The sequence below is a fragment of the Burkholderia sp. Tr-862 genome, assembly GCF_011753085.1.
Lineage (GTDB): Bacteria > Pseudomonadota > Gammaproteobacteria > Burkholderiales > Burkholderiaceae > Burkholderia > Burkholderia ambifaria.
Window position 1 is genome coordinate 1 of sequence record NZ_VWWG01000143.1, and the last position, 16,075, is coordinate 16,075.

Annotated in this window: 12 protein-coding genes and 3 pseudogenes; 3 read left to right on the forward strand and 12 right to left on the reverse strand. The window is 68.5% G+C overall.

Annotation, left to right across the window (positions count from 1 at the left end; all coding sequences use genetic code 11):
- From F3J14_RS35840 to F3J14_RS27165, 4 genes and pseudogenes are all read right to left on the reverse strand, one after another.
- A pseudogene (locus F3J14_RS35840) lies at positions 1–100 on the reverse strand (short-chain dehydrogenase); the annotation flags it as partial.
- 37 nt (positions 101–137) lie between these two features.
- On the reverse strand, positions 138–896 hold the full coding sequence (locus F3J14_RS27155; protein WP_166725589.1) for an SDR family oxidoreductase: 759 nt from the start codon (positions 894–896) through the stop codon (positions 138–140).
- Positions 897–935: 39 nt separating this feature from the next.
- A complete protein-coding gene (locus F3J14_RS27160) occupies positions 936–1,793 on the reverse strand; it encodes an SDR family oxidoreductase (protein WP_166725590.1) in 858 nt (285 codons plus the stop codon).
- Positions 1,794–1,796: 3 nt separating this feature from the next.
- The gene (locus F3J14_RS27165) at positions 1,797–2,213 is read right to left on the reverse strand and encodes a nuclear transport factor 2 family protein (protein ID WP_166725591.1); all 417 of its coding nucleotides are present in this window, start codon (positions 2,211–2,213) and stop codon (positions 1,797–1,799) included.
- Between the two features lie 449 nt (positions 2,214–2,662).
- Between F3J14_RS27165 and F3J14_RS27170 the strand changes: the two genes are divergently transcribed.
- Together F3J14_RS27170 and F3J14_RS27175 are read left to right on the forward strand one after the other, a co-directional pair.
- Positions 2,663–2,872, forward strand: a complete 210-nt coding sequence (locus F3J14_RS27170) for a hypothetical protein (RefSeq protein ID WP_166725592.1) — start codon at positions 2,663–2,665, stop codon at positions 2,870–2,872.
- Between the two features lie 41 nt (positions 2,873–2,913).
- On the forward strand, positions 2,914–4,410 hold the full coding sequence (locus F3J14_RS27175) for an FAD-dependent oxidoreductase (RefSeq protein WP_166725593.1): 1,497 nt from the start codon (positions 2,914–2,916) through the stop codon (positions 4,408–4,410).
- 78 nt (positions 4,411–4,488) lie between these two features.
- On the opposite strand, the gene F3J14_RS27180 is transcribed toward F3J14_RS27175, so the two are convergent.
- Together F3J14_RS27180 and F3J14_RS27185 are read right to left on the reverse strand one after the other, a co-directional pair.
- Positions 4,489–6,153 (reverse strand): acid phosphatase, encoded by a 1,665-nt coding sequence (locus tag F3J14_RS27180; RefSeq protein ID WP_166725594.1) that lies wholly within the window; start codon positions 6,151–6,153, stop codon positions 4,489–4,491.
- 130 nt (positions 6,154–6,283) lie between these two features.
- Positions 6,284–6,454: a hypothetical protein gene (locus tag F3J14_RS27185; protein ID WP_166725595.1), complete on the reverse strand. Its 171-nt coding sequence runs from the start codon at positions 6,452–6,454 to the stop codon at positions 6,284–6,286.
- A 126-nt stretch (positions 6,455–6,580) separates the two neighbouring features.
- Between F3J14_RS27185 and ftsH the strand changes: the two genes are divergently transcribed.
- The gene (ftsH, locus tag F3J14_RS27190; RefSeq protein WP_166725596.1) at positions 6,581–8,548 is read left to right on the forward strand and encodes an ATP-dependent zinc metalloprotease FtsH; all 1,968 of its coding nucleotides are present in this window, start codon (positions 6,581–6,583) and stop codon (positions 8,546–8,548) included.
- A gap of 115 nt (positions 8,549–8,663) precedes the next feature.
- On the opposite strand, the gene otsA is transcribed toward ftsH, so the two are convergent.
- From otsA to F3J14_RS27220, 6 genes and pseudogenes are all read right to left on the reverse strand, one after another.
- Complete coding sequence (gene otsA, locus F3J14_RS27195) at positions 8,664–10,070, reverse strand: alpha,alpha-trehalose-phosphate synthase (UDP-forming) (protein ID WP_006753584.1); 1,407 nt, start codon at positions 10,068–10,070, stop codon at positions 8,664–8,666.
- 335 nt (positions 10,071–10,405) lie between these two features.
- Positions 10,406–10,585 (reverse strand): annotated as a pseudogene (locus F3J14_RS35845) (methyl-accepting chemotaxis protein); the annotation flags it as partial.
- A gap of 290 nt (positions 10,586–10,875) precedes the next feature.
- Entirely contained in the window at positions 10,876–12,909 is a 2,034-nt protein-coding gene (locus F3J14_RS27205) for a TonB-dependent receptor (RefSeq protein ID WP_166725597.1), read from the reverse strand.
- Between the two features lie 445 nt (positions 12,910–13,354).
- Positions 13,355–14,797, reverse strand: a complete 1,443-nt coding sequence (locus F3J14_RS27210; RefSeq protein ID WP_166725598.1) for a sialidase family protein — start codon at positions 14,795–14,797, stop codon at positions 13,355–13,357.
- Positions 14,798–15,307: 510 nt separating this feature from the next.
- Complete coding sequence (locus F3J14_RS27215) at positions 15,308–15,739, reverse strand: MarR family transcriptional regulator (RefSeq protein WP_166725599.1); 432 nt, start codon at positions 15,737–15,739, stop codon at positions 15,308–15,310.
- Positions 15,736–15,951 (reverse strand): annotated as a pseudogene (locus F3J14_RS27220) (alpha/beta hydrolase); the annotation flags it as partial. The gene F3J14_RS27215 and the pseudogene F3J14_RS27220, both read right to left, overlap by 4 nt.
- Positions 15,952–16,075 lie beyond the last annotated feature (124 nt).

Consider the following 16,075-nt stretch of genomic DNA (forward strand, 5'->3'; position numbering starts at 1 on the left):
TGACGCGCGCGCCTGCCGCGCCGAACGCCTCCGCGCACGCACGGCCGATGCCTGCACCGCCGCCGGTGATCAGCACGGTCTTGCCGTTAAATGAAATCATCGGAACACTCCTTGGAACGGGAAAGCCGCGAGCGGCGTCACAGCGACGAAACGAGTTGCGCGTTGTCGATCCGCAGCTCCGCGCCGTTCACGAAGCGCGATTCGTCGGACGCAAGGAACAGCACGAGATTCGCGACGTCCTGCGGATCGCACATGCGGGCCATCGGATCGTTGCCGATACCAAGCTCGGCCGGATCGAGGCCGGGCATCAGCGCCTGCGTCATCGGCGTCCAGATGCCGTCCGGATGGATCGAGTTGCAGCGGATCCGGTAGCCGCTGCGCTTGCAGTGCACGGCGACGCTGCGCGCGAGCGCCGTGACCGCGCCTTTCGAGCCGGTGTACGCGCACATCATCGGAAGGCCGCCGAGCGCGGCGACCGACGACATCATCACGATCGAGCCCGGCGTGTCGTTGTTCTTCATCGCGCCGATCGCGTGCTTGCAGCCGAGAAAATAGCCGTCCGCATTGACGCGCAGCACGCGCCGCCAGGTGTCGAGGCTCGTGTCCTCGATCGAGCCGACCGGGCAGATCGCCGCATTGTTGACCAGCACGTCGAGGCGGCCGAAGCGCTCGAGCGTCGACGCGATCGCATGCCGCCAGCCGTCCTCGTCGGCGATGTCCTGATGCACGAACAGCGCCGCGTCGCCGATCTCGCGCGCGAGCGCGCGGCCCGCGTCCTCGTCGATGTCGGTCAGCACGACACGCGCGCCCTCGGCGGCCAGCAGCAACGCATCCGCGCGGCCGACGCCGCTCGCCGCGCCGGTGATCAGCGCGACCTTGTTTGCGACTCGATTCATGTTCGTGGTTTTCCGTTGGGGTTGAAAGAAGGCGGCCGCTCATGCGGCGCCCGGCGCCCGACCGGCCTTGACCGCGTCGAGCGCGGCCGCGCCGTAGATTTGCGCGATCGTGTCGTCGACGCGCGGGTTGGTGCGCAGCTCGTGGCCGCCGTCGACCGCGAAGCTCTGGCCGGTGACCCAGCCCGACTCGGGGCCGGCGAGATAGCGCACCGCATGCGCGATCGCTTCCGGTTCGCCGAGCGTGCCGAGCGGAATCTGTTCGAGGAAGCGGTCGACCAGCGCGCGGTTGTCGAACATCGGCGCGGTGGCTTCCGAGCGCGTGAGGCCTGGCCGCACCGCGTTCACGCGGATCTTCGCGCCGGCCAGTTCCTCGGCCGCGCCGCGCACCAGCGCCTCGAGCGCGGCCTTGGCGGTGCAGTACGCGCTCAGCCAGCGGAAGTTGATCTGCGCGGCCGTCGACGAGATGCAGACGATCGCGCCGCCGCCGCTGTCGGCGAGCCGCGGCGCGGCGTGGCGGATCGCGGTGAACGCGCTGTGCAGGTTCAGGTCGATTTCCGCACGGAAGCTGGCGGCGTCATGCATCAGCAGCGGCCGGAACCCGGCGCCGCCGACGGTCGGCACGACGATGTCGAGGCGACCGTCGAGCGCCCACGCGGTGTCCAGCGCGGCCTGCAGGTCGCCGTCGTCGCACGCGTCGCCGGCGTGGATCGCGACGCGGCTGCCGGGCACCGCATCGGTCAGGCGCTGCTGCGTGCGTTCGAGCGCGTCGGGGCGGCGGCCCATCAGCACGACGGCTGCGCCATCGGCGGCGAGTGCCTGTGCGCATGCCGCGCCGATGCCGCCGGCGCCGCCGGTGACGAGCGCGGTGCGGCCGGCGAGGGGAAGGGACGAGCGCATCGTTCAGCCCTCCAGCGGCAGGTCTTGCGACCAGTCGACATGCAGCGTGCGCGCGGCGAAGCGCCACGTGCCGCCGTCGAACACGCAGCGGTCGCGATAGCGTAGCCCCCAGTCGAGCTTGCGCGTCACGCCGTCGCGCACGTACACGTGGCACGCGACGCCGTAGGTCTCGACGTCGGCCTTGCCGCCGTCGAGCGTGACGAGCTGGTTGTGCACGTGATGCTGGGTGGTCTCGTAGCGTTCGATCACGCGCATACCGGCGACGATCGCGTCGCGGTCGTCGAAGCGGAAACCGGGGCCGTCGAGCTGCGCGTCGGCGGTGAAGAGGGTGGCGAGGCGCGGCCAGTCGCGCCGGTCGACGGCTTGCGCGTAACGGCAGGCAAGCTCGTACAGCGCGTGGCGGGGATTCGAATCGGTCATGCGTACTCCCGTGAGTGAACGGAAAGACCCGGCCGCGCCGCGAGCACGGACGCGGCGGCAGTGCGACGTCGACGCGCAGGTTCGCATCGGACCGATCGATCCTCATCGTCCATACGGAGCAGGGTAAGGATCGGGGAAAACACCGGGATCGCCGACGACGCATCGTCCGATGCTGCGATGCATCGGAGCGTGCATGGCATTCGTCGGACGATGAACCGACCCATCACGACAGGGGTTCCGGCGCTGTCCCGCCGACCCGGCCACGCTGCGATGTTGCAACGCGGCACGCCGCGCGACACAGGCTTCGCGTTTGCCCCTAGTCGAAATGGACGATGGCCGCCGGCCCGGCGCTGGCTACCGTGCAGTCATCCGGTGCGGTTGCCTGTTTGCCTGAGGCTGGTGCGCCGGACACGAACCGCGACAGCGGTCAACCGGAGGGGACGACGATCATGAGACTGACGACTCGCAAGCTGTGCGTACTGGCGATGGGCACGTTCGCGGCCATGGCGATGGCGCGATACGGAGCCGAACAGGTCCCGTCGCCGCCGTATGCGGCCGGCATCCTGCAATGCCGCTCGGTCGACCAGAGCGGCCTGCCGATCGGTTGCGTGCCGATCGATCCTTCGCACTTCGGTTTCGCCGCGTTGCGCGGCATGTAACGCCGGCGCGGCCGCGCGCCGCGCCAATCGATCCATTGCCCATGTCATCCGAATACTCCCTGACCCGCCCCCTGAACGTTCGCGACGTGCCTCGCTGGGACGCGGAACACGACGTCGTGATCGTCGGCTTCGGCGCGGCCGGTGCGTGCGCGGCGATCGAAGCCGCGAGCGCCGGCGCCGACACGCTGATCGTCGAGCGCGCGTCGAGCTACGGCGGCACGAGCGCGCTGTCCGGCGGCGAGATCTACCTCGGCGGCAGCGGCGGCACCCCCGCCCAGCGGCTGGCCGGCTTCAGCGACGACACCGAGGACCTGTACCGCTACCTGATGCTCGCGGGCGGCCGCGACGCGGACGAAGCGAAGGTGCGCCTCTATGCGAACGAGAGCCTCGCGCATCACGACTGGCTCGTCGCGCAGGGCCTCACGTACAAGAACACGTTCATCGCCGAGCGGATCGTCGAACCGGAAACCGACGACTGCCTGATCTGGTCGGGCAGCGAGGAGGCCTGGCCGTTCAGCGAGGCCGCGACGCCGTGTCCGCGCGGCCACACGCCGCAATGGCCGGGCTGGGGCGGCGGGCAGATGCTGATGCGCGTGCTGGCCGGGCGCGTGCAGGCACTCGGCGTATCGACGCGCTACGACACGCGCGCGCACGCGCTGATCGTCGACGATGCGGGCGCGGTGTGCGGCGTCGTGCTGCGCGCGTACGGCGAGACGGCATGTGTGCGGGCGCGCCGCGCGGTGATCCTGTGTGCCGGCGGCTTCGCGATGAACCGCGACATGGTGCGCAAGCATGCGCCGCAGTTCCTGCGCTCGGACGAACCGATCGGCAGCCCCGGCGACGACGGCTCGGGCATCCTGCTCGGCCAGAGCGCGGGCGGCGCCGCGATCCACATGGACCAGGGCTTCGTCAGCCTGCCGTTCTACGCGCCCGAATCGCTGATCTACGGAATTTTCGTCAACGCGCACGGCCAGCGCTTCATCAACGAGGACGGCTATCACGGCCGCACCGGCCATCACGCGTTCCACCAGGCCGACGACCGGATCTACCTGCTGGTCGATCAGGCGAGCTACCAGGCGCCGCCCGAGATCGCGCGGATCGGCATCGCGGCGGCCGGCGAGACATGGGAGGAAGTCGAGCGCGACCTGCGGATGCCGGCCGGCACGCTGACGGCAACCGTCGACGTCTACAACCGCCACGCGGCCGAAGGCGTCGATCCGCTGTTCCACAAGGCGAAGAAGTGGCTGAGGCCGTTGATCGAGCCGCCGTTCGTCGCGCTCGATTGCCGGATCGACTACGCGTTCTACCCGCATTTCACGCTGGGCGGGCTCGATACGCTGCCGACCGGGCAGGTGCTGGATGCGGCGCGCGCGCCGGTGGCGGGCCTCTATGCGGCCGGCCGCACGACCTGCGGGCTGCCGCGCTGGGGCGCCGGGTACAGCTCGGGACTGTCGCTGGCCGACGCGACCTTCTTCGGCCGGCAGGCCGGCCGTCACGCCGCGCGTTCGGCGAGCGAGGCGTTGCGCAGCGCCGCCTAGCATGGCGAGTAAAACGACGACGCCCCGGGCAACCGTGTTGCACCGGGGCGTCGTCGTATCAGGGACGTCGGTGGATCGTCAGGCGAGATCGAGCGCGTTCGTCAGGTCGCCCGGCGGCGTGGCGCCGCGCGACGCGAACGCCTTGTCGCGCGCGGCGACGCCGTCGAGCGGCGCGAGCCCGTGCACGCGGCTGATGAAGCGCAGGATCGAGTTCGTGTCGTACATCGTGTGATCGACGTAGCCCTTCTTCGCGAACGGCGAGATCACGAGCGCCGGAATCCGCGAGCCGGGGCCCCAGCGATCGCCGACCGGCGGCGCGACGTGATCCCACCAGCCGCCGTTCTCGTCGTGCGTCATCACGATCACGGTGTTCGCCCATTGCGGGCCGCGCCGGATGTGCTCGATCACGTTCGCGATGTGACGATCGCCCGATTCGACGTCCGCATAGCCCGCGTGCATGTTCAGGTTGCCCTGCGGCTTGTAGAACGTGACGGCCGGCAGGCGGCCCGCGTCGATGTCGGCGATGAAGCGGTTGGTCGACGGCTCGTCGCCGACTCCGGCGTCGCGCAGGTGCTTGCGGCGCGCGTCGGTGCCCGGCGCGTAGTTCGCGAAGTAGTTGAACGGCTGGTGGTGGTACTGGAAATCGGGAACCATGCCCGTGTCGCGGTGCTCGAGCGCGTACTGCCACGCGCCGCTGTACCACGCCCAGTCGACGTTCTTTTCCGACAGGCGGTCGCCGATCGTCGCATGGCCTTGCGGCGGGATCACGCGATGGTCGGCCGGATCCGCATACGCGGCGTTACCCGGATCGGCCGGCGGCACGTAGCTCGGCTGATACGGCGGCGCCATCGTGTTGACGCCATAGCCGTCGGGCGTCAGCGGGCCGTCGACCGCGAACTTCGGCGGGCCGTCGAGCGCGGACGCCGGCGAATCGGCGGCGAGCGTCAACCGCGTGCCGGCCGGATCGTCGCCGTCGACCTTCGACAGCAGCTTGGCCGCGTGCGGATGCTTGTGTGCGTCCGGATAGATCGGCGGCTGCGCGGAAATCAGGAACATGTGATTCAGCCACGAGCCGCCGAAGGCCGCCATGAAGAAGTTGTCGCACAGCGTGTATTGCCGCGCGAGGTTCCACAGCCGCAGTGTGTCGGCGGAATTGCGGTAGTGGCCCATCACGAGGCCGCCCGAGTCGGCCCACGCGGCGAACTGGTCGTTGCGGCCCGCGGCGATCTGCATCTGGTTCTGGTAGAAGCGGTGCCACAGGTCGCGCGTGATCACGCCGTTGGGCAGCGGCTTGCCTTGCGCATCGGCGATCCGGAACGGCGCGTTCGGCAGCTTGTCGATGTCGCGCTCGGCGATCGCGTAGCGCTTGCCGTCCACTTCCTGCGCCCGCGGCACGAGCCCGCCCCAGATCTTCGGCAGCACCGGCAGCGGCGTCTTGCCGTCGCGATCGAGCTGCCGCGCGTCCTCGGGCCGCACCTCGCTCAGCGGATGGCGCACGCCGGGGAAGTCGCCGTAAAGGTTCGAGAAGCTGCGGTTCTCCGCATAGATCACGACGATGTGGCGCACCTGCCGGCGCAGCGCGTCGTCGATCCGCAGGTCGGCGGCGGAGCGCGGCGCGCTGCCCGGCGTGGTCTCGCAGCCGCCGAGCGCGACGCCTGCGCCGAGTGCGGCGAGGCCGCCGAGCATGCGGCGGCGGTCGGGATCAACGGGAAGGTCGTCGGGGCGATCGGGGGTGTCGTTCACGTCGTGTGCTCCTCGAATGGGCGGTTGTCGTTCGATGCGCGGCAGCGTCGCACAGGCTGCCGCGACGCGGGACGGGACGCAACAGCCGGCGTCGCGCCCGGCGGCGTGATGCGCAGGGCGAGGCCAACTGTCACACAAATGTCACGAACGCGACTATAACGCGGCGGGCGGCGTCGATGAAAGGCGTTTGTCGGACGATGCGAGACGCCTGCGCGCGAACTAGACTGAAATCACGGACGGTGCGTTGCGGCGCGATGTCCGCACGAACGGCGCCATGTGGCGCGTTCGTGGTGTCTTTCATGCGACGAAACGAGGCGACGATGGCGCGGATGCGGTCCGTGAGCGCGTGGCTGCCGATGCCGCGCGCCGGCGGGGCGCGGGTACGCGTAAGCGCGCGCCGCACGGCGCGACCGGCCGGCCCGATGCCATGGACAAGAAATTCGACTACGCAGGATTACTGATCGCGGCGGGCTTCTTCGTGCTGTTCGCCGCGCAGTTGCTGATGCTGCGCCCGGAGGCGACGATGATCGCGTACAGCGATTTCCACCGGCTCGTCGCCGCGCGGCTCGTCGACGATCTCGAGATCGGTTCGACGTCGATCGTGGGCACGCTGAAGATGCCGCAGGCCGGCGCGATGCTGCCGGCATCCGAAGTCGCGGCCGTGAAGTCGGGTGGCACGCCGCCGCGCTTCGCCACCAACCGCGTGACCGATCCGCAGCTGATCGACGCGCTGAGCGCGGCCGGCATCCGCTTTCACGGCGCGTCCGACACCGGCTGGATCACGTCGCTCGCGTCGTGGCTGGTGCCGCTCGTGGCGTTCGTGTTCGTCTGGAACCTGATGCTGCGCAAGCGCGGCGGGCTGCAGGACTTCACCGGGATGGGCAAGAGCCGCGCACGCGTATACGTGCAGCAGGAAACCGGCATCACGTTCGACGACATCGCGGGCATCGACGAAGCGAAGGCCGAGTTGCAGCAGCTCGTCGCGTTCCTGCGCAACCCCGACCGCTACCAGCGGCTCGGCGGCAAGATCCCGAAGGGCGTGCTCGTCGTCGGCGCGCCCGGCACCGGCAAGACGCTGCTCGCGCGCGCGGTGGCCGGCGAGGCGGCCGTGCCGTTCTTCTCGATCAGCGGTTCGGCGTTCGTCGAGATGTTCGTCGGCGTGGGCGCCGCGCGCGTGCGCGACCTGTTCGAGCAGGCGCAGCAGAAGGCGCCGTGCATCGTGTTCGTCGACGAGCTCGATGCGCTCGGCAAGGTGCGCGGCGTCGGCCCGATGTCGGGCAACGACGAGCGCGAGCAGACGCTCAATCAGCTGCTCGTCGAGATGGACGGCTTCCAGGCCGGCTCGGGCGTGATCATCATGGCCGCGACCAACCGACCGGAGATTCTCGATCCGGCGCTGCTGCGCCCGGGCCGCTTCGACCGTCACATCGCGATCGACCGGCCCGACGTGAACGGCCGCCGCCAGATCCTCGGCGTGCACGTGAAGCGCGTGAAGCTCGCGGCCGAAGTCGACCTCGGCGAACTCGCATCGCGCACGCCGGGTTTCGTCGGCGCCGATCTCGCGAACGTCGTCAACGAGGCCGCGCTGCATGCGGCCGACCTCGGCAAGCCGGCGATCGGGATGGACGATTTCGACGAAGCGATCGATCGCGCGATGACGGGCCTCGAGCGCAAGAGCCGCGTGATGAACGCGCAGGAAAAGCTGACGATCGCGTATCACGAGGCGGGCCACGCGCTCGTCGCGGAAAGCCGCGCGTATTGCGACCCGGTGAAGAAAGTTTCGATCATTCCGCGCGGCGTGGCCGCGCTCGGCTACACGCAGCAGGTGCCGACCGAGGATCGCTACGTTCTGCGGCGCAGCGAGCTGCTCGATCGCATCGATGCGCTGCTCGGCGGCCGCGTCGCGGAAGAACTCGTGTTCGGCGATGTGTCGACGGGTGCGCAGAACGATCTCGAACGCGCGACCGCGATGGCGCGCCACATGGTCATGCAGTACGGGATGAGCGAGAAGATCGGCCTGGTGAGTTTCGACGACGGCGAAACGCGCAGTGGCATACCGGGCGCATGGCATGCGAGCGACGGCCGCTGCAGCGAGCACACCGCACGGGTGATCGACGACGAGGTGCATATGCTGCTGACCGATGCGCATGCGCGCGTCGCGGCGACGCTCGGCGAACGTCGCGAGGCGCTCGAGCGGATCGCGCAACGGCTGCTCGCGTGCGAGGTGCTGGAACGCGATGCGTTGCAGGCACTGATCGACGGACGCGAGGTGCCTGCGTCCGAACCTTCCATGACCGATCGCGGGCCGTGCGCGGGCGTGAATGCGCCGGAGCAGGCGTCGGCGGCCGAGCACGATTTCGTCGCATGCGGCCCGCCGCGCGAACCCGAGCGTTGAAGCACGGATCGCTCGCGCAGTTGGCGTGCGGGCGAACGCATTGCAATTTCGGTGGCGGTGCAGAAGGTGAGCGCTGCGGCGCTCGACCGCGACACAATCGATGTGTATGCGTGCGTCAGGACGCGGTCGCGGCGGCGACTTCCGCGGCTTCGGTGAGCGCGTCGAGAAAGCGCGTGCGCCACCAGTGCACGTCGGTCTTGCGCACGATCGCCATCAGCGCGTCGTGACGCTGGCGGCGTTCCTCGATCGGCATCGTGAGCGCGCGCTGGATCGCCTGCGCGGTGCCCTGGGTGTCGTAAGGATTCACGAGCAGCGCGGGCTTCAGCTGCTCGGCGGCGCCCGCGAATCGCGACAGCACGAGCACGCCTGGGTCGGCTTCGTCCTGGGCGGCGAGAAACTCCTTCGCGACCAGGTTCATCCCGTCGCGCAGCGGCGTGACGAGTGCGACGCGGCTCGCGCGATAGAGGCCCGGCAGGCGCTTGCGCGCGACCGTGCGGTGGATGTAGCGCATCGGCATCCATTCGAGTTCGCCGTAGTCGCCGTTGATCGCGCCGCACAGGCTGTCCATCTCGCGCCGCAGGTCGTCGTAGGCACCGAGATCCTCGCGGCTTGGCGCGGCGATCTGGATCAGCGTCGCGCGATCGCGGTTCTCCGGATACTGTTCGAGCAGCTGACGGAACGCATGCACGCGTTGCGGCAGCCCCTTCGTGTAGTCGAGCCGGTCGACGCCGACCAGCAACTGGCGGCGCGAATACTCGTCGCGCATCCGCTCGAACATGTCGATGCCGTCGCGATTCTCCGCGAGCGCCGCGAATTCGTCGACGTTGATGCCGATCGGGAACGCACCGGCCGACAGCGTGCGGCCGAACGCATGCAGGCGGCCGTCCGGCAGCCGTGCGGCACCGGCTTCCGCCTCGACGTAGTGCTCGAAGTGCAGCAGGTCCGATTCGGTCTGGAAACCGACGAGGTCGTACGCGAACAGCGAGCGCATCAGCCACTCGTGCTCCGGAATCGCGGCCATGATCGGCGGCGGCGGCATCGGAATGTGCAGGAAGAAGCCGATCGGATTCCTGCAGCCCATTGCGCGCAGCTCGGCGGCGAGTGGAATCAGCTGGTAGTCGTGGACCCAGATGGTGTCGTCGGGACGCAGCAGCGTGCTCAGCTTGCGCGCGAACAACTGATTCACGCGCCGGTAGCCGTCCGCGAAGCGCCGGTCGAACTGCGCGAGATCGAGCCGGTAGTGGAACACCGGCCACAGCACGTTGTTCGAGTAGCCGAGATAGTACGCGTCGTAATCCTGCGGATCGAGATCGATCGTCGCGAGCTGGATGCCGCCGACGTTCTGGATCTGCACGTCGTCGCCCTGGGCGGTACGTTCGTCTTCACCGCGCAGCCTGCCGCTCCATCCGAACCAGACGCCGCCGGATTCCTGCAGGCTGTCTTTCACGGCCACGGCCAGCCCGCCGGCCGCGGCTTTACGGGGATCTGCGATGCGATTGGATACGACGACGAGTCGGCTCACCAGCTCTCCTGCGAATAGTTTGGGAAGGTTCGTGCGGCCAGGGCGTGAGGCGGACGCCGCCATCGACGCGAAGCGCGATGGGGCCGCGATACGAACGGACGGAATCAGGGCACGCGATTCGCCGTTCGAACGTGGAGTGCTTTTTTAGGATACTCGTCATTCGGCTGATTTAAAAGTGCATGACCGAGATCAAGGGGGCCGCGCATCCGGCGCGATGCGCGTCGTTGCGTGCATTCGGAGGGCGGGACCGGAAATTGCGCAGCGCGGCGGAGGCCGTGTGCGCAACGGGAAGCGGAGGGCGGGGAAGGGAGATAGCGGACGCAGCGGATCGTCGGGTTCACCTGCTCGATGCCGCGATTTTGTGCGGCCCATGCCGCCGCGACGTCACCCATGATGTCGGTGACGCGAGCGCTGGCCTGCATCACGTCCGACATCGTCTTGCCGGCTTCGCACGCGAGCGCGGAACCTTCGTGAATCGTCTGAATCGATGCGACGATCGGCTCCGTGATCTTGCGGGTCAGCCACAGGCTGCCGCCCACCGCGACCGCGATCAGGCGGAGGCGAGCGTCAGGTTGCGCTCGGTCGCATAGCGAACCGCGAATGCCCGTGCGGTCGCGATTTCGCGCTCGTGCGCATAGGTTGCATACGCATCGGTTCGGCGAACCAGTTGCGCGAGCAACGGAAGGCCGGTTGTCGATCGCGGCGGTCGCATCCGCCTGCTTGCCGGCCTGCGCGAGCCCGCCGATATTCAGCGCGACGGGCCCGATCGAAAAGCCCGCAGCCAGCGCCGCGGGCCGTCCGGCGATCAGAACGTCGTGCGCAAGCCAGCCATCACGCTGCGGCCGCCCTGCGGGGCGAAGCCGCGCACGACCGAGGTCGCATAGCGGATCTCCTGGTTCGTCAGGTTGTCGCCGCGCAGGTACGCGAGCCAGTGCGTCGCGGCGACACGGAACTTGTACGTGAGCATCACGCCGAGCGACGTATAGCCGTCCGTCGGGAAATCGTTGTCGGGCACGCGGTGCTGCGACCACGCATGCGTGACCTGCGCGCGCGCGCCGAACGGGCCGTAACCGTAGTCGGCCGCGAGCGTCGCGCGCAGCGGCGCGATGCGCGGCAGCGGCTGGCCGGTGTCGACGTTGCGCGCATGCGTGTAGTCGGCGGTCAGTTCCAGGTCGACCGTATGGCCGCGCCGCGAGAACGCGCGCCACTTGCCGTCGAGTTCGACGCCGTAGAATTCGGCGCGCACGCCGCGATAGATCGCTTCGTTGAGCGAGCCATCGGCGCCGGGTGCGACCGGTTCGCCGTCGTCGTCCACGACGCGGCCCGTGTTGTACTCGGTCAGGTAGTTCGAGAAGCGGTTGTAGAACACACCGACGCTGCCGCGGTTCGGGCCGCTCGCATAGCGCAGCGACAGGTCGGTCGACACGGCCTTTTCCTTCGACGCGTTCGGATTGCCGATCAGGAACTGGCCGGTCGCGTCGTGCGGGCCGTTCGAGTACAGCTCATAGAAGGTCGGCGCGCGTTCCGTGTAGGCGACGTTCGCCGCGACCGACCACACCGGCGTCAGCGAGAAGAGGGCGCCGGCCGATACGCTGCCGGCATTGAAGTCGCGCGGCTGCGCGCCCGCGAATTTCTCCACGCCGGCCGGATCGGGATCGACCTTCACGTGCTCGAAGCGCCCGCCGAGGCTCAGCTTCAGCGCGGGGTCGACCTGCCATTCCTCGAGGCCGAACAGCGCGACGCTGTTCGTGCGCGTGGACGGCACGAGCATTTCGTCGCCGAGCGCCGAGAACGTGTTCCGGCCGAACTGCACGCCGATCGCGCCTTCGAACGGGCCGATTTTGCGATGCCGCGCCTCAATGCGCGCTTCGTAGCCGCGGTTGCGAAAGGTGGTCGCCGTCTCGCCGTTGTCGACTTCCTTGTGGCGATAGTCGGTGTACGCGAAGTCGAACTTCAGCTTCGTGAACGGGCCGCTCAGGTTGCGCACCTCGGACGCGAGCGCGAGCCGTTCCTGGCGCATCCGCAGGCGCACGTCGTCCTCGGCGACGGAACCGTAGTTCGATTCGTAGCCGCTGTACGACAGGCCCGCGAAACCGTCGGCCCACGTGTACGACGCGCCGGCGGCGCCGCCGTGCACGCGGCCGTCGCTGTTCGGGACGTTGCCGTACGGCTGCGGCGTGTCGGGGCCGTCGATCGCGCGTTGCGCGCTGCTGCGCGCATAGCCGGGAATCCGCAGCTTGCTGGCCTCGCGGTCGAATGCGTCGACATGGAACGCGAAGCGGCCGTTGCCGCCTTCGACCTGCGCGGCGCCCGCGCGCACCGAGTTCGCGCCGCCGTAGCGTGCATCCAGCGCACCCGTCACGCCTTCGATCGCCTCGCGCGGAATCCGGTTGTCGATCGTGTTGACGACGCCGCCCACCGCGTTGCCGCCGTACAGCAGCGCGGCCGGTCCGCGCACGATCTCGACGCGCTCGATCGACAGCGGGTCCTCCGGCACCGCGTGGTCGTACGACAGCGACGATGCGTCGTAGGCGGCGACGCCGTTCTGCAGCAGCCGGATCCGGTCGCCGTCCATCCCGCGGATGATCGGACGGCCGACCATCGGCCCGTAGGTGGTGGTCGACACGCCGGGCAGGCCGTTGAGCGTCTCGCCGAGCGAATCGGCCTGGCGGCGCGTCAGCGCGTCGCCGGACAGTTGCGCGGTCGGTGCGATCAACTGGGTGTCGCCCAGCGGGTTCGCGGTCACGAAGATCGGCGCGAGCGGCGTGGCCTGCGTCGGCGTTGGTGTTGGCGGGGCGGCCGTATCGGCCTGCGCGTGCGCGACGGCGGCAAGCAGCATCAGCGAAACGGGCGAGAGCGGGCGAAGCGGTAGACGAGGGAGGTCGCGCATGGTCGGTGAATCGGTTGGGATCGGTTGGAATGAGTTGGAGCGGATCGAAAAGCAGGCCATGCGGGTCACAACTGGATACGATATATTGTTGCGTCTACGGCGCGCAATGACCCAGCTATGACCCGTGTGCACATGACTCGCGTAGCCCGGCCACCCGGATGAAACGGTTTCAGGCGGACGAGATCGCGAAATGATATGTTATATCATCTCGAAATCCAAGCGGATCGAAGCGGGGTGCAGGATTTCTGTCGGATGGGTAAAACGGCAGTCGCAGCGGAAGGCGGGCGACGAAGAGGGACGAGGTCGAACGTGACGGACGGCGGGTTTTGGACTGACGCCGATGGCACGCTGCCGCGACGGGCGATGTCGCGGCAGCGCTGCGCTCACGCGCGCATCACGGCGCGAAGAACACGTCGGTACGGTTCGTCAGGTTGCCCGTGGTCTGGACGAACAGCGGATGGAACGACGACGACGGCAGCACGTCGAGCCCCTGGTAATCGCCGATGAAGAAGCCCTCCGCGTTCGGCGCGAGCCTCATGTCGAACGGGCCGCCGACGCGCCGCTCGTCGGCGAACGTGGTGCCGCCGTCATGCGAGATCTTGCGCCAGAACCCGGTCGGCAGCGTGGTCGTGTTGCCGGCCTGCAGATCGCGGAAGTCGTAGTAGGTCACCATGACGGCGCCCGCATTGTCGACGCGCACCGACGGATTGAACGCGGGGCGCCCGGTCGGCGTGTTCAACTGCTGCGGCGCACTCCAGCTCGCGCCACCGTCCTTCGACGTCGACACCGCGATCTCGTCGTACTTGCCGCCGTTGAAGCGGCTGTCCTGCCAGACGACGTAGAGTTGCCCCGATGCGGGATCGATCGCGGGCTCCGGAATGATGTCGCCGGTGCGCACCGGTTCGCCGGTGTTCGGATCGGTCACGCCGACCGTCTGCAGTCCGGCGATCACCTGCGGTTTCGTCCAGGTCGCGCCGTCGTCGGTCGACTTGATGAACGCGACCTTGCCGGCGGCCTTGCTGAACGGCGGCTGGATCAGGTCGAAGAAGTTGTAGAGCGTGCCCGTTTTCGGATCGACGACGATCTGGTTGCCGATCGTCTGCTGACGCGACGGCACGTGGACGATGACCTTCGCTTTGCTCCACGTCTTGCCGCCGTCGACCGTCTTCGAGAACAGCGTCGGCCCGCGGTATGCCGCCGTGTGCAGGTTCGCGTACGGGTTGCCGTTCGGCAGCTCGAGGCGGTCCCACACGGCATAGGCGGTGCCGGCCTTCACCGGGTTCGCCGTCACCGATTCCTTGTCGTTGAAGAACTGCGTCGTCGGCTCGTCGTTCGCAATCAGTACGGCCGGGCTGCTCCATGTCTGGCCGCCGTCGGTCGACACCGAAGCCCCGACCGCATTGCTGTTGTTCGACTGGTTGAACGAGATCGACACCGAGTATGCAGTGCCGTCCGGCCCGAACGACACCCAGGGATCGGACGCGCGCTCGTACTTGAGCCCACCCGGTGCGCATGCGCTGAACGGCTGCGGCGTGCGCGCCCAGGTCGCGCCGCCGTCGAACGTGTAGCCGGCGACGAGCCCGTGGGCGCCGCCGTTCGACCAGCGGTCCTGCTGCCACACGGCGATCATGTTGGTCGGGTTCGCGGGATTGACCGAAAGCCACGGTTCGACCTCGGCGTTCACGTAGTTCGTGCCGGGGCCGCCGATGGTGCAGGCGGCGAATGGACTCGGGCCGGACACGACCACGGGTTCGGCGTGCGCCGCCGCGGCGGCGGCCATCGCCATCACGGCGGACAGGCGGGTGACAAGCGAGTGGGACACGATCGTGCGTCGCATGGACTACTCCTCGTTGACATGCGGCGGCGATGGCCGGGCACGGCACGGCGACGCAACGCGCATCGGTACGCGGCGACAAAGGGTGCCGTGCAACGCGTCGGGTCGGGTCGTTCAGGAAGCCGTTTCGGTCATCGCAATCCGCGTGTGCTGGATGCCGCCAGCACGTCGGTTAAGACTCCTCTTCGTTTTCATTACTTGTCGGGCAGAGCCTGCAATGCGGACCCGACGGGAAGGCCAGTCGGTGCATACGGCGAATACAGCGAAGTGGATTGCAATGTAGGCGATCCCCATGCGGCGCGGGAGGCAATTTTTTGTAACAGAGCGTAGCCGGAAAGCGTTGCCGAAGCGGCGCGTTGCGGCAACGCAAAATTTGCCGCCGCGCAGGCGCGGAAAACGAATCGAAAATGCGAATCGCAATCGCTTTCGATCGCGACGTTCGAGCCGCGTCGTATTGATGCGGTGCTGCGTGTTGCGACTGAAGTGGCTGAGGTGACGCGTTGTGCGTGCCGTTCAGCGCTCCGCTGGAAAACGGTCCTGCAATGCGTGCAGCCAGCGCGCAACGACGTCGAGTTCCACGTCGGAAAACCCGTCGCACAGCTTGCCGTTCAACTCGCGCAGCAACACGCGCGCACGCTTGAGCACCGCGTGACCTTCGTCGGTCAGGAACAGGCGCGTGGCGCGCCCGTCGTCCGAATCGGCGTGACGCGCGAGCAGGCCAGCCTTCGCCATCCGGTCGGCGAGCCCCGTCATCGCCGACGGCGCCAGTTGCAGCGCCGCGCCGACTTCACCGATCAGCGCACCGTCCTGCTTCGCGAGGCAGAACAGCACGCCGGCCTGCGCGGCACTGGCGCGCGCTTCGGTCTCGGCCGTGCGGTCGACCCAGCGCTGCACGCGCCGCTGGCCGATGTTCAACAGGAAAAACAGTCGACGGTCTTCGCTCAAGCTGGGTTCCCGGCAGCAATGGAAAGGGACGGGCGGCCCGCATCGCGCGGCGCGTCGAGCGCCTGCGCGAGCCAGTCGGCGACCGCGGGCCACAGCACGGCGCCGGGCCGGCTGCGGAAGAAGCCCATGTGCCCGACCGGCCCGCTGCCTGCGGCGTGCGGATCGATCTGGCGGCGTTCGACCGCCGCGCGGGTCAGGTAGCTGACCAGCAAACACTGCGCAGACTTCATTGTCGATTCTCAATTTGCTCAATTGCGGCGTCGCTGTAGCGCTTGGCAACGATGCGCGCGATGGCATGCGTCACCTTCGGCACGGATGCGTTGCACGTCCCGCGCA